The 17,252-nt window shown below is 69.4% G+C and carries 15 protein-coding genes; 8 read left to right on the forward strand and 7 right to left on the reverse strand.

Going from position 1 to position 17,252, the window contains the following annotated elements; all coding sequences use genetic code 11:
* The first annotated feature begins 52 nt into the window (after window positions 1–52).
* From HDA45_RS38950 to HDA45_RS38960, 3 genes are all read left to right on the forward strand, one after another.
* Complete coding sequence (locus HDA45_RS38950; protein ID WP_184904059.1) at window positions 53–1,474, forward strand: AMP-binding protein; 1,422 nt, start codon at window positions 53–55, stop codon at window positions 1,472–1,474.
* Window positions 1,475–1,582: 108 nt separating this feature from the next.
* On the forward strand, window positions 1,583–2,323 hold the full coding sequence (locus HDA45_RS38955) for an ABC transporter ATP-binding protein (RefSeq protein WP_184904061.1): 741 nt from the start codon (window positions 1,583–1,585) through the stop codon (window positions 2,321–2,323).
* Window positions 2,324–2,327: 4 nt separating this feature from the next.
* The gene (locus tag HDA45_RS38960; protein WP_184904063.1) at window positions 2,328–4,898 is read left to right on the forward strand and encodes an FtsX-like permease family protein; all 2,571 of its coding nucleotides are present in this window, start codon (window positions 2,328–2,330) and stop codon (window positions 4,896–4,898) included.
* A gap of 19 nt (window positions 4,899–4,917) precedes the next feature.
* Here the strand turns inward: HDA45_RS38960 and HDA45_RS38965 are convergent, their stop codons facing one another.
* Together HDA45_RS38965 and HDA45_RS38970 are read right to left on the reverse strand one after the other, a co-directional pair.
* Window positions 4,918–6,267, reverse strand: a complete 1,350-nt coding sequence (locus HDA45_RS38965) for a DUF2252 domain-containing protein (RefSeq protein WP_184904066.1) — start codon at window positions 6,265–6,267, stop codon at window positions 4,918–4,920.
* Between the two features lie 51 nt (window positions 6,268–6,318).
* Entirely contained in the window at window positions 6,319–7,086 is a 768-nt protein-coding gene (locus tag HDA45_RS38970; protein WP_184904068.1) for a DUF1206 domain-containing protein, read from the reverse strand.
* Window positions 7,087–7,304: 218 nt separating this feature from the next.
* Between HDA45_RS38970 and HDA45_RS38975 the strand changes: the two genes are divergently transcribed.
* From HDA45_RS38975 to HDA45_RS38985, 3 genes are all read left to right on the forward strand, one after another.
* Window positions 7,305–7,664, forward strand: a complete 360-nt coding sequence (locus HDA45_RS38975) for an antibiotic biosynthesis monooxygenase (RefSeq protein WP_184904070.1) — start codon at window positions 7,305–7,307, stop codon at window positions 7,662–7,664.
* Between the two features lie 131 nt (window positions 7,665–7,795).
* Window positions 7,796–8,749 (forward strand): Acg family FMN-binding oxidoreductase, encoded by a 954-nt coding sequence (locus HDA45_RS38980; RefSeq protein ID WP_184904072.1) that lies wholly within the window; start codon window positions 7,796–7,798, stop codon window positions 8,747–8,749.
* The gene (locus HDA45_RS38985) at window positions 8,746–9,495 is read left to right on the forward strand and encodes a hypothetical protein (protein WP_184904074.1); all 750 of its coding nucleotides are present in this window, start codon (window positions 8,746–8,748) and stop codon (window positions 9,493–9,495) included. The genes HDA45_RS38980 and HDA45_RS38985 overlap by 4 nt, the downstream gene beginning before the upstream one ends.
* Here HDA45_RS38985 and HDA45_RS38990 read toward each other — a convergent pair.
* The 5 genes from HDA45_RS38990 to HDA45_RS39010 all read right to left on the reverse strand — a co-directional run bounded on the left by HDA45_RS38990 (window position 9,477) and on the right by HDA45_RS39010 (window position 14,510).
* Window positions 9,477–10,790 (reverse strand): DJ-1/PfpI family protein, encoded by a 1,314-nt coding sequence (locus HDA45_RS38990; protein WP_184904076.1) that lies wholly within the window; start codon window positions 10,788–10,790, stop codon window positions 9,477–9,479. The genes HDA45_RS38985 and HDA45_RS38990 overlap by 19 nt on opposite strands.
* Before the next feature lie 2 nt (window positions 10,791–10,792).
* Entirely contained in the window at window positions 10,793–11,191 is a 399-nt protein-coding gene (locus HDA45_RS38995; RefSeq protein WP_184904078.1) for a hypothetical protein, read from the reverse strand.
* Window positions 11,192–11,288: 97 nt separating this feature from the next.
* Window positions 11,289–11,924, reverse strand: a complete 636-nt coding sequence (locus tag HDA45_RS39000) for a response regulator (RefSeq protein ID WP_184904080.1) — start codon at window positions 11,922–11,924, stop codon at window positions 11,289–11,291.
* Window positions 11,921–13,024: a histidine kinase gene (locus HDA45_RS39005; protein ID WP_184904082.1), complete on the reverse strand. Its 1,104-nt coding sequence runs from the start codon at window positions 13,022–13,024 to the stop codon at window positions 11,921–11,923. The genes HDA45_RS39000 and HDA45_RS39005 overlap by 4 nt, the downstream gene beginning before the upstream one ends.
* A gap of 487 nt (window positions 13,025–13,511) precedes the next feature.
* Complete coding sequence (locus tag HDA45_RS39010; RefSeq protein WP_184904085.1) at window positions 13,512–14,510, reverse strand: substrate-binding domain-containing protein; 999 nt, start codon at window positions 14,508–14,510, stop codon at window positions 13,512–13,514.
* Window positions 14,511–14,671: 161 nt separating this feature from the next.
* Between HDA45_RS39010 and HDA45_RS39015 the strand changes: the two genes are divergently transcribed.
* Window positions 14,672–15,742: an ABC transporter substrate-binding protein gene (locus HDA45_RS39015; RefSeq protein ID WP_184904087.1), complete on the forward strand. Its 1,071-nt coding sequence runs from the start codon at window positions 14,672–14,674 to the stop codon at window positions 15,740–15,742.
* A gap of 2 nt (window positions 15,743–15,744) precedes the next feature.
* On the forward strand, window positions 15,745–17,223 hold the full coding sequence (locus tag HDA45_RS39020) for a sugar ABC transporter ATP-binding protein (protein ID WP_184904089.1): 1,479 nt from the start codon (window positions 15,745–15,747) through the stop codon (window positions 17,221–17,223).
* Window positions 17,224–17,252 lie beyond the last annotated feature (29 nt).

Raw genomic sequence — 17,252 nt, forward strand, 5'->3', positions numbered from 1 at the left:
CGAGCGCGGGAGCGCGCTGAAGGCCGGTGCGAAACAAGTTAGGGTCCGGGTTGTGGAGAGCCTGTTTTTGACCCGGGTCCTGGGTGTGCTGCGTTCCGCCGGTGACGAGACGCTGTTCGTGCGGGACGGCCAGGTGACCACCTACGGGCAAGCGCTCGACTTGGTGTTCCGGTTGTCCGCCGGATTGCCCGAGGGCGGTGTCGTCGCCATCGACGCGGGCAACCGGCCGGAGACCGTTCTCCTGCAAGTCGCCGCGCAGCTCCGGGGTTCCACGGTTCTGCTGATCGCGGCTTCGGCGAGCTCGCGGGATCGGCACGCGGCGGTGTCGGCGGCCGGTGTCACGACGCTGGTGACCGATCAGGTGACCGGATGGCCCGCCGACGACACCCGGGTTATCGCGCTCGACGAACTGGTGGCCCGCGAAGGGGCCGAGCCGTCCACAGTGCCGGGGTCGGTCACCGTGATCTTTCCCACCGGTGGAACCACCGGGGCGCCGAAACTCATCCGGCACAGCGGGATCTACGACGGGATGGCGCATATCTTCGCACCGGATCCGGCGGGGCCGGGGCGCACTCTGCTGATCGCACCGATGACGCATATGACCGGGAACGCCACCGTGCTGGGGGCGATCCTGCGGCGGGAAAGTGTGGTGCTGCAGAAGGGCTTCGACGCGGGCACCGTACTGGACGCGATCGCGGCGCACCGGGTCACTTCACTTTCGCTCACGCCGGCGCGGCTGGCGGCGGTGCTCGACCATCCGGCCATGGCGTCGACCGACGTCAGCAGTGTGCGGCAGCTTTCGCTGGGTGCCGCGCCGCTCCCGCCGCGACGGCTGGCTCAGGCGCTCGACGTGTTCGGGCCGGTGGTCGGGCAGGGCTACGGGCTCACCGAGGCACCGATGATCGCGAGTATCTCCGCGGCGGAGCTCGACGGGCGGCCGGAGCGGCTCGAATCCGTGGGCCGGATCGTGCCGGGTATGGAGGCACGGATCGACGACGGTGAGGTCCTGGTGCGCGGACTGTCCATGATGGATGGCTACCACGGTGCGCCACCCATCGGCGACGGATGGTTGCGGACGGGCGATCTCGGCCGGTTCGACGACGAGGGCTATCTGTACCTGCTGGACCGCGCGAACGACGTCATCATCACCGGTGAACACGGCACCAAGGTGTACTCGACCGTGGTCGAGAACGCGCTCGCGCGGCATCCGCTGGTCCGGTCGGTGGCCGTGTTCGGCGTCCCGGGTGCGGGCGGCGAGGGGGAGCGGGTGCGCGCCGTGGTCGTTCCGGTTTCTCCGGGCACGCTGTCGGCCGACGAGATCCGGGCGCACGCCAGGGAGTACTTCGGACGGGAGCATTTCGTACCCTCCGATGTGGACTTCGCCGAAACCTTGCCGCTGACCGCGATCGGCAAGGTCGACAAGCGGGCGTTACGCGCTCCGTTCTGGTCGGGACACGATCGCCACATCGCCTGACCGAGGTGGTGCCAGCACCACCAAGAGTCTTCCCTCACGCGGGATCGATCCCGACGTCCGGTGGCCGTAGGTTCAGTCGGGACAGATCACCACGGTTAAGGGGAAACGATGAATGCAGGGGGCACGTGCGCCTTGGAGCTGGAATCCGTGAGCAAGGTCTACGGATCCGGTGACGGCGCGGTCACGGCTTTGAACGGGGTGACCGTAGGGGTGCGCAGGGGCACGTTCACCGCTGTGATGGGACCGTCGGGATCGGGCAAGAGCACCTTCCTGCACTGCGCGGCCGGTCTGGACCGGCCGAGTTCGGGGCGGGTGCTGCTGGGGGACACGGAACTGAGCAGGCTGAAGGAGAAAGCGCTCACTGAGCTGCGGAGGACCCGCATCGGGTTCATCTTCCAGGCCTACAACCTGCTGCCGTCGCTGAACGTTCTGCAGAACATCACGCTCCCGATGCGGCTGGCCGGGCAGAAGCCCGACCCGCAGTGGCTGCGCGAGATCGTCGAGGGGGTCGGGATCTCGAAGCGGCTCGAACACCGTCCGTCGGAACTCTCCGGCGGCCAGCAGCAGCGGGTCGCGATCGCCCGCGCGCTGATCACCCGGCCGGAGGTCGTCCTCGCCGACGAGCCGACCGGGGCGCTGGACACGCGCACCGCGCGCCAGGTGCTCGATCTGCTCCGCTCCATTGTGGACGACATGGGGCAGACCGTGCTGATGGTCACACACGACCCGGTCGCGGCGTCGGCCGCGCACGGCGTGCTGTTCCTGGCCGACGGCAAGCTCGCGGGTCACCTCGCGCAGCCGACGCCGGAACGTGTCGCCGAGCGCATGACCCACCTCGGGGAGTGGTGACGTCATGTGGGATTTGGCATGGCAGACGATCAAGACCCGCCTGAGCGGTTTCGTCGGCGCGTTCATCGCGATCCTCTGCGGGACGGCGCTGGTCGCCGGTTGCGGCATCCTGATGGAATCCGGTCTGCGGGCCGGTGTCCCGACCCAGCGGTACGCCGACGCGGCGGTCGTCGTCGGCGGGCAGCAGACGGTCGACCCGCCCGGTGCCGGTCCGATGGAGACCCAGCAGGTCGGCGAGCAGGCCTCGGTGCCGGTGACACTCGCCGGAACGATCACCGCGGTGTCCGGGGTCCGCGGCGCGGTGGCGGAGCAGAGCTTCCCGGCCAACGTGGTGACGGCCGACGGCCGGGCGTTGAACGGGCCGGAAGGCGGCCAGTCGCTGGGCCACAACTGGGACGCCGCCGCGCTGGCGCCGTTCTCGCTGCGTGAAGGCCGGGCGCCCGCCGGTGCGGACGAGGTTGTCCTCGACGCGGAACTGGCGTCTAGGAGCGGGGCCGCGGTCGGTCAGCGGGTGAAGGTCGCCGTCCGCTCCACGCCGGTGGACTTCCTGGTCTCCGGGATCGCCGCCCCGAAATCGGGCGACGGCCTGAGCCGGCAGTCCGCGGTGTTCTTCTCGCAGGAGAAGGCCGCCGAGCTCGCCGGAACACCCGGCCAGGTACACGCTATCGGCGTGCTGGCGAACCCCGGCGTCACGCCGGGCGACCTCGCCGAGAAGATCCGCGAAGCGGTGGGCACCGACAAGGTGACGGTGACGACCGGGGTCGAGCGCAGCACGGTCGAGTTCCTCGACGTCAGCCAGACCCGCATGCTGCTGATGGCGCTCGCGGGCTCGTTCGGCGGTTTCGCGCTCCTCATCGCGGTGTTCGTCGTCGCCAGCACCCTGGCGCTGGTCATCAACCAGCGCCGCCGCGAGTTCGCGTTGCTGCGGGCGATCGCGGCGACACCCCAGCAGATCCGCAAGCTCATCGGCGCCGAGACGATGCTGGTCGCGTCGGTCGCCGGTGTGCTGGGCAGTGGCCTCGGCGTCGCCGTCGGCTTCGGCCTGAGGAACGCCTTCGGGGCCGTCGGGGTGATCCCGCCGGACTTCGAACTGGCGCTCAGCCCGATCCCGCTCGTCGCCGCGCTGGCGCTGGGCCTGGGCACGGCCCGGCTGGCCGCCTGGTCCGCTTCGCGGCGCCCGTCGTCGATCCGCCCGGTGGAGGCGCTCGGCGAGGCCGCGGTGGAACGGCGCGAACTCGGCCGCGTGCGGACCTTCGTCGGCTGCGCTCTCGTGGTGGCGGGCCTCGGCGGCTCGATGGTCCCGATCTTCCTGCGCGGCGAGCCGGGGCTCGCGGCTTCGTCCAGTTCGGCGCTGATCATCGTGATCGGGCTGGCCGTCCTCAGCCCGAAGGTGGTCGCGTTCATGACCCGGATGATCGCCCCGGTGCTCAACCGGACCTCACGGATCAGCGGCTATCTGGCCGCCGCGAACAACCAAGCCAACTCGCGCCGCCTCGCCGCCGCGGTGACGCCGGTGATGCTGGCGGTCTCGTTCGCGCTGACGATGTTCTACAGCCAGACCTCCGCGGCCGCCGCCAGGCAGGAGGAGACCGTCGAGTCGACCACCGCGGACCACGTGCTCGCGAGTGGTACGGGCGGTCTGTCCCCGGAGGTGGCAGCGGCGGCGCGGCGGATCCCCGGTGTCTCCGCGGCGACCCCGGTCGTGCGCACCGAGGTGCTGAACACGGTGCAGGAGCAGGACAGAGTGCGCGTCGATCGGTACCCGGCGCAAGGGCTGGACGGCACGCAGGTCCGCGGAAACCTCGACCTGGGTGTCGTGTCGGGCAAGATCACCGACCTGACCGGGAACACCGTGGCGATGAGCGCATCGGAAGCCGACTGGTACGAGAAGAAGATCGGCGACGAGGTCGAGTTCTACTTCGGCGACGGCGCTCCGGCGAAGCTGCGCCTGGTCGCCACGTACACCCGGGATCAGGCTTTCGGCCGCTACGTGCTGCCGGTCGAGCTGGCGAGGGCGCACACCAGCGACCGGATGGACGACTCCGTGCTGGTGCGGCAGCAGCCCGACGCGGACTCGGCGACCGTGACCGCCGCCTTGCGTGACCTCGCGGCTCGGTATCCGGGTCTGGTCGTGACGCCGGGATCCGCGGTCGCCGCGCCCGAAGGCGGTCAGCAGCAGGCCCAGTTCTACGTCAACCTGGTCGCGGTCGGCGTGATCCTCGGCTACGTCGTGATCTCGGTGGCCAACACGCTGGTGATGAGCACGGCGCAGCGCTCGCGGGAGTTCGCGCTGCTGCGTCTGATCGGCACCACGAAACGCCAGGTCGTGCGGATGATGCGCTTCGAGGCGCTGGCGACCGTCGGGGTCGCGGCCCTGCTGGGGACCGTGGTGGCGGGAATTCCCCTGGTGCTGCTGAACCTCGGCCTGCGCGGGACACCGCTGCCGTCCGGCACGATCGCCGTCTTCGGCGGGGTCATCGCCGGGGCGATCCTGCTCGGCCTGCTCTCGCTCGGCCTCGCCACCCGGGTGGCGCTGCGGTCCAAGCCGATCGAGGCGATCGGCCTCCGCGAGTAGTGCGATCCCCGTCGTCCGGTCAGCTCTCCGCGGCAGGCCGGACGGCGGGGATCTTCCCGCCGCGGAAGGCGTCCACGAACAACCGGTGGTCCTCCCGCGACTGCTCGGCGTAGGCCATCCCGAACTCGGTCAGCGCGCGGACGAACTCGTCTTCGCGGTCACCGATCACTTCGGCGATGGCCGCTTCGCTCTGGAAATCGACCAGGGTCTGCTCGGAGTCCGAATCGGACACGCAGTGCATCTTCGCGGTGGCCCGGCCGAGGTAGTCGAGCACCGGCCGCATCTCCGCCGGCTCGGTCAGATCCGACCAGTCCAGATCGTCGACGTAGGGCGACAACTCCGAGACGACGAAACCCGTCCCGTCGATCTCCGTGTACCCGAGCCAAGGATCCGCGTGCGCCTGCAGGGCGCGCTGCGAGACGGCGGTGCGGTGCCCCTCGTTGGTGAAGTAGTCGCGGATGCTCTGCTCGGACACGATCCGGCTCGGCGCCGCGATGTTCCCTTGTTTCATCGACAGGACGACGTCGTTCTCGAGTGCCTGGGTCCGGCCTTCGACGAGGATGTTGTACGCGGGCAGCCCGGCCGAGCCGATGCCGAACCCGGTCCGGCCGACGATGTCCTTGACCCGGTAGGTGATGCTGCCGAACCGCTTGTTCTCCGGAATGGTGTCCAAATAGGACTCGAAGGCGGCGGTCGCGGTTTCGCGTTCGGCCTGTTCCAGTACCCGGACCCCCGGACCGTGCCGGAACCTGCGGTCGTAGTCCTCCACGGTGGTCACTTCGTCGAGCAGGTCGATCCGCGTCTTGAGCCTGGCCCTGAGCAGGACACTGTGCAGAACGCCTTCGGTGCTGTCCAGCTGGAGCCGGACGAGCTCGTCGCCGGGACGCTCCGCGTACTCGCGGACCTGCTTCACATAGGCGCGCAGGTAGGTGCCGATCAGCGTCTCGATGTCGTCGTCCGAGATCGCCTTGCTCCACGCCAGCAGCGCGACACTGGCCGCCAGCCGTTTGAGGTCCCAGGTGAAACAGCCGAGGTAGGCCTCGTCGAAATCGTTGACGTCGAACACCAGCGTCCCGGACGAATCCATGTAGCTGCCGAAGTTCTCGGCGTGGAGGTCGCCCTGGATCCACACCCGGCTGGTCTCGTCGTTCGCCCACGGGTCGTCCTCGTGCGCCATGTCCGCGTAGAACAGGCACGCCGAACCGCGGTAGAACGCGAACGGGGCGGCCGCCATCTTGCGGAACTTGCGGCGGAACGCGTCGGCGTCCGCGCGCATGAGATCGTCGAAGGCCTCCACCAGCACCTCGACGATCCGCGCTTGCCGATCGTCCTCGCCCTGCTCACGGATCCGTTCGACCACACCTGCCATCACGACCTCCAGACGCGTCTCACGGTGCCACAGGTCGGTTCGCCGGGCAGATCAGATCTTGCGGAATCGGGCGTCCAGCAGCGCGAAGGCGCCGAAAGCGGCGATCCCGGCCGCGAGCGCGAGCAGCATCGGACCACCGTAAGGCTGGGCGACGAGCGTCTTCAGCGCGGCGTCGAGCCCGCTCGCCTTGGCGGGGTCGAACGTGACCGCGGCGATGACCGTCAGCACACCGACGGTGCCGTACGCGACGGCGACCGCGATCCAGCCGATCTGCCCGAGCCGGATCGTCGTGGTCCTGGTCGGTCCCGAGGCGCTGCCGAAATCGAGTTCCCGAACGAAGGTCTTCCGGATCCCGCGCGAGGCGAGGAACACCGCCACCGCGACGACGGCGATCCCGGCGACGGTCACCAGCGCCGGCCCGTAGGACTCCGCGAGGACTTCCGCGACCAACGACGTCTGACCGTCGTCCGCTCCCGCGATGGCGATCTTCACCGCGCTGTAGGAGACGAGCCCGTACAGCACGACCTCGATACCGCTGACGATCCTGCGCACCGTCCGCCGCCGCGCCTTCACGTGCCGATGCCCGGTGAGTGCTTCGCTGAGCTGCCACAACGCCAGCACGGCGAGACCGGCCGCGATCAGCCACAGCAGCCACGCGCCACCTTCGGCGACCACCACCTGCAAGGCGCCCGCCTTGTCGGCCTTGGCGTTGTCGCCCAGGGCGACCTGCGCCGCGAGCCACGCGACGAGCAGATGCACGACGGCGTAACAGAGAAGCCCACCTCGGGCTATCAGGTCGAACGTCTTGCTGTCGCGCATCGGGCGATCCTTGTCGAGCGGGCGCCCGTTCACCAGGGCCGGCCGGAGCAATGTGTCCGATCTGTCAGCTTTTCCGCGCTGCCGGTCAGCCGTACCACTCGTCGAGGCCCGTACCGGTCTTCGCGGAGCGGGGTTTGGCGAACGTCACAGTGCCGCTCTTGATCTCCACCTAGGTGGAGGGTGAATCCTGGGGTCACCAACTGCTTCAAGGAGTGATCATGAACGAGGACAAGGGTTTCTACTCGATCATCGAGTACGCGGTCGACGGGCCCGAGACCCAGTCGGCGCTGGTGGACGCCTTCGCCGACATCCAGGACCGCTGGGTCCGGTTCTACCCGGGGTACGTCTCGGCGCGGTTCCACGCGAGCATCGACGGCACGAGGGTCTTCAACCTCGTCAGCTGGGCGAGCGAGGCGGACTACCGGCATTTCGAAGAGACGTCGGACACCGCGGGCCGCCTCGAAGCCATCCAGGCGGCGCTCGACGGCCTGCCCGGCGAGGTGGAGTCGCGGGTGAGCGCGAACCCGCGCTACCGCGTGGTCCGCGAAATCGGCCCAGGCTCGCGAGTGGCTGACTGACCGCGGGGGATCGGCGTCGGAGGATCACGCGCGGGAGGGCCGAAAGTCCCGGTCCGAAAAGGACCACGGCCACTCCCGGCGGCGCCTCCGGCGCGACAGGCTGAGAGGACCCTCTCCGGCTAGGAGCCGCGATGATCCTCACTGAAACACCGGTCGTCACCGCCGCGCTGGAGGCCGCGGTCCGGGCGCCGTCGCCTCACAACACCCAGCCCTGGCTTTTCGAGCTCGGGCCGGACGTCATCGACGTCGTCCTCGACGAGAACCGCGTTCTCACGGTGTGCGACCCGGACCGGCGCGAGGCGCGGCTGTCGTGCGGCGCGGCTCTGCTGAACCTCGAGCTCGCGATCGCTGCCGCCGGGCGGTCTTGCGACGTGGAGCTGCTGCCGGAGAAGGACCGGCCGGAACTGCTGGCGAGGGTCGGGCTCCGGGCCCGGCACCGGGCGACGGCGGCCGAGCAGCGCCTGGCAACGTCGATCCGCGCGCGGTACAGCAACCGGCGGCCGTTCGCCTCGACCCCGGTCCCGGCCGGGGCCCGGCACGCGGTGCGGCTGGCGGCCCGCGAAGAGGGCGCGAAACTGATCCTGCTCGACGAGCTCGGTCTGCTGGAGGCCGTCGCCGGCCTGATCCGGCGGGCCGATCACCTGCAGACGCTCGACGAAGGCTTCCAAGCGGAACTGCGCGCGTGGACCAAGGGGGACGGCAGCCACGACGGCGTCCCCGCCTACGCGGGCGGGCCGCGTCCCTCGGGCGGGCTGCTGCCGGTGCGGCACCACGGGGAGAGCGACCAGACACGGGAATTCGAACGCGACCCGGTCGTCGCGGTGCTGACGACGCCGACCGACGGGCCGCTCGCGCAGGTCCGGGCCGGGCGGGCGATGCAGCGGGCACTGTTGACGGCGACCTCGCTCGGCCTCAGCGCGTCCTTCTATTCGCAGCCCATGGAAATCCCGTCCGCTCGCACCGTCCTGCGGTCGCTGCTCGGGGAGAACGAACACCCCCACATCGTTTTCCGCCTGGGCTATGGCTTCCCTGGGAGCACCACACCGCGCCGCCCGGCCGGCGCGGTCACCAGGATCAGACCGTGAGCGCACCCGCCGTACTCGGCACCCACGAGTGGACGGCCGAGGAGACCCGGATCCTGGTGCGGGCCGCGCGCTGGACGCCACGGCAGTGGCTGCGCGGCGAATGGCCGCTGGAGGTCCGGGGCGACGGCGTCGACGTGGTCGAGCGGCCGGGGGAGGACAGCAGGGGGAGGCTCATCGCGTGCGGCGCGCTGCTCGTCCATCTCGAGATCGCCATGCGGGCGCTGGGCTGGCTCCCGAAGACCGATTTCTCGCGCGACGACGCCGATCCGCGACGGATCGCGCGGATCACCGCCGCCGCGCGGAAACGCCCCGACGCCGGCGATCTCGCCTGGTTCGGGGCGATGTCCGGGCGCGCGTCGTACTCGTGTCACGGTTCGCCGATCCTGAGCGTGGACGAGGAACCGGCCGACGGTGTCCGCGTGAAGTCGCTTTCGCCGCGCCGGATCCGGTCCCTGCCGAGGGTCGGTGCCGCGATCGCCCGGACGATCGCGCCACCCGGCGAGGATCCGGAGGAATCCTGGTCGGCGTTCTTGGTGACCACCGCATCCGAGGCACGCCGTCCCCTCGTGCGGGCGGGGCTGCTGGCACAGCGGATCCGGTTGCACGCCACCGAGGCGGGCCTGCGGTGCTCGACCGTCATCGAGCCGTTCGATCCGCCGAAGGTCCGGGTCTCGCTGTTCGGGCTCACCGGGCTGCCCGGTATCCCGCAACTGGTGGTCGGCATCCATCACGCGCGGCGGCGATAACGGGCGCGGATCCCTAAGGCCGCGAGCAGCCCGAGGACGGCCAGCCCGATCGGCCGGAGCGTGACCGTCCATGGCCACGACGCGCCACCGAGTTCGAGATGCGCGGACGGGTATTCCAGAGTCCTGGCCGTCCATCGCGTGGTCGCGGTGTCCGTGGTGTGCGCCAGGTCTTCGAGTACCGCGTCGAACGGGAAACCGGGCCCGGCGTGCAGGTAGACGGGTGAGAACCCGGAGTACCGGTCGGCGGCGTGACTCGCGGCGGCGTCGGCGCCGGGCACGATCAGCCGGTCGAGGTCGTCCGCCACCGCGGTGCGCGGGGCGAAGGTCAGCCCGTGCCGGGACTGGATCGGCGTGCCGACGGCCGTCGTCTCGACCGCCAGCGACTGGCCGTAGGTGTCGAACACCGCGGCGAGTTCCAGTTCCCGGATGCCGCTGGTCAGCAGGACACCCAGCCTCGGCTTGTCCCATCGGAAGGCGGTGTTGAACCCGACGACGGTGTCCGCGGCCTCAAAGGTGTTCTGTGCCATCGGTGTGCTGGAGCCGGGGAAGTAGTGGGTCCATCCGACGGCTTCGGCCGTTTTCCGCGCGGTCTCGGTGCCGGCGATCCGCTCGGTGATCCGGAACGCCCCGTCGATCCCGGACAGGATCCCGGCCGTGGTCACGATGTTCCCGTCGTCGACGTACCGTGTGCCGCGAATCCAGTCCACGGTGGGGAATTCGTCGTCGAAACCGCCGATGCGCAGCCAATGCGCGGTGGCGTGGCGTCCGTCGAGGAGCCCGGCCGAGGCGAGGACGCCCGAACCGTTGCAGACGCTCATGAGCAGCGCGCCCTTCGACGACTGCCGCCGGAGCCAGTCGGTCACCGGCCGCGTGGTCGGCTCGCCGAGGTCCGGCAGGGCGGGCACCACCACGACATCCGGCGCGCCGGATGACAACAGGCTGTCGAGGTCGGCGAAACTGAGGTCCGGGATGAGGTCGAGCCCGCCGGTCAAGGTGACCGGCCGGGCCTCCGGCGCGACGGTGTAGACGTTGAACGCGCCGGCCGCCGCCAGGATCTCGTACGGGGCGAGCGTGTCCGAGACGACGGCGCCTTCGTTCCCCACGACGACCACCGCGGTCGGCTTGGCGGGATCGTGCGCGCGCCGGACCGGTTTCGGCACGACGCCGTCAGGTCTCGGTGTGTAGCGGTTTTCGAAGCTGGCGCTGAGCGTGATCCCGCCGAGTGTGAGCGGCAGGGCCAGCGCGGCGACGGTGAACGCGAGCACGGTCAGCGTGACACGGAAGAAGGCGCGCATCCTCAGGCTCCGTACTCGGCGCGGCGGCGGAGCATGGCGGCGAGCATCGCGGGCACCATCAGCACGTGCCCGGCCGTCATCAAGGTCGGCCCGGAGACCAGGCCGGTCCAGAAGAACGGCAGGAAGAGAACGTAGGGCAGGTACATCGCGGCCGACATCTCCGCGATCGAAGCCCAGCCGTGGCGCCGGATCCGCATCCACAGCGCCATGCCGAGCGACATGTTCGTCGCCATCACCAGTGCGCTCGCGGTCACGTTCTTCGCCAGATCCGGCCACAGGAACGACCAGACCGGTTCGAGGACGATCATCCCGGCCACCATCGCGACGAGCATCTCGACGGCGTGGCGTGTGAAGTGCAGGACGGCCCTGCCGCGGGTCTTCGGTTCTGTCGTGTGGTTCATTCCCGGCTCCCTCGATCGGTGCAATGGGAGCAATGTTCGGGTTCGGCGGGGCATATCGGCAGGTGCCGGAAGTCATGACCGGGGTCATGTGACCCCGTCAGAACAGGCCGAGTTCCTTCGCCCGCAGCGCAGCCTGGGTCCGGTCCCGCACCTGGAGTTTGGTCAGCACGCTCGTCACGAGATTCTTGACCGTGCCCTCGGCGAGGAACAGCGTCTTGGCGATCTCCCGGTTGCTGCGGCCGTCCGCCAGGAGCCGGACCACTTCGAGCTCCCGCTCCGAAAGCGGGCTCGCACGCGGCGGGTCGGCGGGCAGTTGGGCCACCTTCGCCACGAGCTTCGCCGCCACCGAGGGCTGCAACACCGACTCGCCCCGCTTGGCCGCGACCAGCGCCTCGACAAGCCGGGCCGACGAGACGTCCTTGAGCAGATACCCGACGGCACCTGCCCGCAACGCGGCGAAGACGTCCTCGTCGTCGTCGAACGTGGTCAGCGCGAGTACGCGGACGCCGGGTTGCTCGGCGCGCAACCTGGTGGTCGCGGCGATCCCGTCCAGCACCGGCATCCGCAGATCCATCAGCGCGACGTCGGGACACAGTTCGGCGCAGAGCCGGACGGCCTGCTCGCCGTCGCCCGCTTCACCCACGACCTCGATCTCGGGCTGGACCTCCAACAGCGTCGCCAACGCCTCGCGGAACAACGCCTGGTCGTCGACGATCAGCACGCGGACGCTCATCCCGGCACCTCCACGGTGAGCGTCAAACCGTGCCCTTCCGCGGAGTCGACCGACACCCGGCCGCCCAGCCCGGCGACCCGCTCGCGGAGTCCCACGAGCCCGAAACCCTTGTCCGGTGCGGGATCCCCGGCCAGGCCGCGGCCGTCGTCGCGGACTTCGAGCCGGACCCGATCGGTGACGGCGTAGTCGAGCACCACGGTCGCGGCCTGGGCCCGCGCGTGCTTGCGCACGTTGGTCAGTCCCTCCTGGGCCGCCCGGAACAGCGACTCCTCCACTTCGACGCGGGTGTCCCGCGCCGTGCCCTTGACCTCGAGCCCGGTCGGCACACCGGCCGCGGACGCTTCGTCCACCAAGGTCCGCAACGCTTCCGAAAGAGGTGCGGAGTGCGGTTCCCGCAACGCCGAGACCGACCGGCGGACCTCCGCCAGCGCCTCGCGCGACTGGTCCTGCGCCTTGGCGAGCATCGCGTCGACCCGTTCCGTGTCACCGGTGCCGATCACCGCGCGGGCGGCCTGCAGCATCATCTGCACGACCGTCAGATGGTGACCGAGCCCGTCGTGGATGTCGCGCGCGACCCGATTGCGCTCCTGGGTCGTCGCGAGCTGTTCGGCCTGGGCGGCGTAGTCGCGAAGACGTTCATGCGCCTCGGCCAGTTCCTCCCGCGACCGCTTCTCGCGGACGATCAGCTCGGTCACCACCGCGGCGAACACCATGACAGCCAGCGTCCCGAGCCCTTCGCGGAGCCCGTCCAACGGCGCCATCGGCAGATGGATCAGCGGGATCAGCACGGCGACCCCGAAGGCCACGGGCAGTGGCAGCAGCAACACGGTGTGACAGACGAGGACCACGAGAAGCAGGACCGCGCCGACAGCGGCGCCCGAAAGCGAGAACAGTGTGAAGCCGAGCGGTAACTGAACGCAGACGTACGCGATCGCGAGCGCCCGCCCGCGTTTCTGGACCCACGGGAACCCGGCGATCGCGATCGCCGCGTAGACCAGCCCGACGACGAGCGTCGGCAGCACGAGCGTCTCGTAGTTGGCCGAGCCGAGGGGCAACGTCACGTACGCGACGAGGGTCAGCACGGCCAGGGCCCGGTTCACGGACACACCATGCCACACACTCGCGTTCAGTCCTCTAAATGCGATAGATGCACCGCATCCAGAGGACTAAATGCGGTAGTGACCTCGCAACACCGGACCGACCCCGGTTCGATGTCTTGGTCGGCTGGAAGTACGTGAAGGCCCCCTTCCTTGCGCCTAGCGCAAGGAAGGGGGCCTTCACGTACTTGGGGGAGGGGTGAAGGTCGAGTTTCTCCGGCTGAGCCGCGTGAAGGGGGCCTTCACGCGCGGTTGTCGCGACTGGTGATGTCGCTGGGGTCCAAGATGCTGGTTCGGGCCGGATGAGGGGAACTTTGAGGGACTTTGGGTCCCTCAAGGAGTCCTTCACGGACTTGCGGGTCGTCACGTTCGCCCCATGTGCACCAGCAGTCACACCGCGACACCCAAGTCCGTGAAGGGGGCCTTGCCTACTCTGAAGGTAGTGAAGGAGTCCTTCACGGACTCCGGAACCCCGTCGGCCCCGCGACTGTCAGGCGATGGTGCTGTTCCGGATCTCCAGCGAAAAAGGCGTCTGGACGTCCTCGGGTTCGAGGTCGCTCCCGCCCGCGATGCGCCGTCGCAGCAGATCGACCGCGGCCCGCGCGATCGCCGCCTTGTCCGGGGCGATCGTCGTCAGCGAGGGCAGGCTGTACGCGCTCTCCTCGTTGTTGTCGAAGCCGACGATCGCCATGTCCGACGGCACCTGGACGCCCCGCTCGGCCGCGGCGCGAAGGGCGCCGATGGCGAGAAGGTCGTTGAAGCAGAAGACCGCGTCCGGCGGTTCCGGCAGCGCGAGGAGATGCGCCATCGCCTCGGCGCCGTTGGCGCGGTGGTAGCGAAGGGCGGGCAGGACCAGTTCCGGAATGGGCGCGATCCCCGCCTCGTCGAGCGCGAAGTGGTAGCCCTCCAGCCGTTGCGCTGCGGTGTGGCGCTGCGGATGCGCGCCGATCGCGGCGATCCGGTGGCGGCCGAGCGAGATCAGGTGCCGCACCGCGATCCGCGCGGCCTGGACGTTGTCGATGCCCACATGGTCTATCGGGACGTCGACGACGTGCTCGCCGAGCATCACGAGCGGCACACCCGGCGCCAGGTCTTCGAAGTCGTTGGTGTGCAACGCTTCCGGGCTGATGATCGCCCCGTCGATCAGATGCGGGCCCAGTGCGGACAGCGCGTTGCGCTCCCGCTCGCGGGTGCCGAGGGTCTGTTCGATGAGCACGTTCCACTCGTGCTCCTGCGCCGCCTGCAGCACCAGTCCCGCCAGCTCGCCGAAGTACGGGATGCTGAGTTCGGGCAGCATCAGCCCGAGGAACCCGGTGCGGCCGCGGCGGAGGTTGCGGGCACCGAGATTCGGCCGGTAACCGGTCGACGCCAGTGCTTCCTCGACGCGTTTGCGGTTCTCCGGCTTCACGAAGTCGTAGCCGTTGACCACGTTCGAGACGGTCTTGACCGAGACGCCCGCAAGCTTGGCGACGTCCTTGAGCGTGGCCACCCTCGCTCCCCTCTGCAGTGCTCCGGCACAGATCCGGCACAGCCTAGCCGCGCGAACGGCGGATTTACAACGTTGTACCAACGATGTAAATCTGGCATCGTCCTTATGAGTGACATGGGTCACCGCAGACCCGTGTGCTCGACTTCCCCGAGGAGCGATCGATGTCCCTGCCCATCCGCCGCACCCTGGTCCTGGTGGCCGGCCTCGCGCTCGCGCTGACGGCCTGCACCAGCCGCGAGAACCAGCAATCCGCCCCGTCGGGGGCGGGACCGGCCGCTTCGGCGGCGCCGAGCCAGGCCGCGACCGGGCCGGGGTGCGCCCGCGAGAAGACCGGCTACCCGCAGGTGGACGTGAAGAACGCGGTCATCGGCTTCTCCCAGTCGGAGAAGGAGGCGAACCCGTTCCGGATCGCCGAGACGCAGTCCATCAAGGACGAAGCGGCGAAACTCGGTGTCCCGGCGGACAAACTGCTGGTCACCAACGCGCAGAGCGATCTCAACAAGCAGGTCAGCGACATCAAGTCGTTGCTGGACCGGGGCGCGCAGCTGCTCATCGTGGCGCCGCTGAACTCCGACGGCCTGCAGCCCGCCCTCGACGCGGCGAAGGCCAAGAAGGTCCCGGTCATCACGATCGACCGCAAGGTGACCTCACAACCGTGTTCGGACTACCTGACCTTCATCGGCTCGAACTTCGTCGAGCAGGGCAAGCGCGCGGCACAGGAGATGGTGAAGGCGACCGGCGGCACCGGCAAGGTCGCGATCCTGCTCGGCGCGTCCGGCAACAACGTGACCACCGACCGCACCAAGGGTTTCAAGGACGAGATCGCTTCGACGCCGGGCATCTCGATCGTCGCCGAGCAGACCGGTGAATTCGACCGCTCCAAGGGACAGACGGTCATGGAGCAGCTGATCCAGAGCAACCCCGAGATCACCGCCGTCTACGCCGAGAACGACGAGATGGGCATCGGCGCGGTCACCGCGCTCAAGGCCGCGGGCAAGACGCCGGGCAAGGACGTCAAGATCGTCTCGATCGACGGCACCCGCAACGCCGTCCAGCTCATCGCCGACGGCAGTTACAACGCGGTCATCGAGTCCAACCCGCGCTTCGGCCCGCTCGCCTTCTCCACCCTGGCGGACTTCGCCGCGGGCAAGGAGATCCCGCCGACCGTGGTGATCTCCGACGACCAGTACGACTCGGCGAACGCCGCGCAGAAGCTCGGGAACGCGTACTGACGATGGAACCGGTTCTCGAGGTCGAAGGCGTGACGAAGACGTTCGCCGGGGTGCGCGCGCTCGACGACGTGTCGTTCGCGCTCCGGCCGGGCGAGGTGCACGCGCTGGTGGGCGAGAACGGCGCCGGCAAGTCGACGCTGATCAAGGTGCTCACCGGCGTGCACAGACCGGACTCCGGCACGATCCACGCGCGGGGCGCGATCTCCACGATCTACCAGGAGGTCAACCTCATCCCGCTGATGAGCGTGGCGAGCAACGTGTACCTCGGCCGCGAGCCGAGGAGACGGCTCGGGCTCGTCGACTGGGCGCGGATGAACTCCGACGCGGCGGCCCTGCTGGCGGACTACGGCATCGACACCGACGTCCGCCGTCCACTCGGGACACTCGGCGTCGGCGCCCAGCAGATGGTCGCGCTCGCCCGCGCCGTCTCCGTCGACGCCGACGTCGTGATCATGGACGAGCCGACGTCCTCGTTGGAGCCGCGTGAGGTCGAGACGCTGTTCGAGGTCATCGGCAGGCTGCACGAGCGCGGGATCGCGATCGTGTACGTCAGCCACCGGATGGACGAGCTGTACCGGATCTGCGAACGGGTGACGGTGCTGCGGGACGGCAAGCGGGTCCACACCGGACCGCTCGCCGACCTGCCGAGGCTGGAACTGGTGTCGATGATGCTGGGCCGCAGTGTCGGCGACATCCGATCGCACGGGTCGACAGCCTTCGAGGGTGATCACGAAGCGGGCAGGGAACCGATACTGCGCGCGGAAAACCTCACCAGCGGCAACCGGCTGGGCGGAGTCTCGGTGGAGATCAAACCCGGCGAGATCGTCGGGCTGGCCGGGCTTCTAGGCTCCGGCCGGACCGAGACCGCGCGGGCGATCGTCGGCGATCTGCCGCTGTCCGGTGGCACCGTTCTCGTGGGAGGGAAGCAGATCCCGCGGGGCAATGTGGCGGCCGCGATGCGCGCGGGCGTGAGCATGCTCGCCGAAGACCGCAAGACCGAGGGGATCATTCCCCATCTTTCGGTCCGGGAGAACATCGTGCTGGCCGCGTTGCCGAAGCTGTCCCGCTTCGGCCTGGTCAGCCGGGCCCGGCAGGACAGGATCGTCGACACGTTCGTCAAACGCCTGCGGATCAAGGTGTCCAGTCCCGACCAGAAGGTTTCCGAGCTTTCCGGCGGCAACCAGCAGAAGGTGCTGCTGGCCCGCTGGCTGTGCACCGAACCGAAGGTGCTGCTGCTCGACGAGCCGACCCGGGGCATCGACGTCGGCGCGAAGGCGGAGGTACAGGCGCTCATCGACGAACTCGCCAAGGACGGGCTCGCCGTCCTGCTCATTTCTTCCGAGATGGAGGAACTCCTCGACGGCGCCGACAGGCTGGTCGTGCTCAAGGACGGCGCGGTGGTGGGGGAACTGGCGGGGGAGCAGCTGACCCAGGACCACGTGCTGGCCGCGATCGCCTCGGGCGGGGAAACGAATGACTAGCACCCAGCAGAGAACCGAGGGCCCGGGAA

The sequence above is a fragment of the Amycolatopsis umgeniensis genome, assembly GCF_014205155.1.
In the GTDB taxonomy this organism is placed as follows: domain Bacteria; phylum Actinomycetota; class Actinomycetes; order Mycobacteriales; family Pseudonocardiaceae; genus Amycolatopsis; species Amycolatopsis umgeniensis.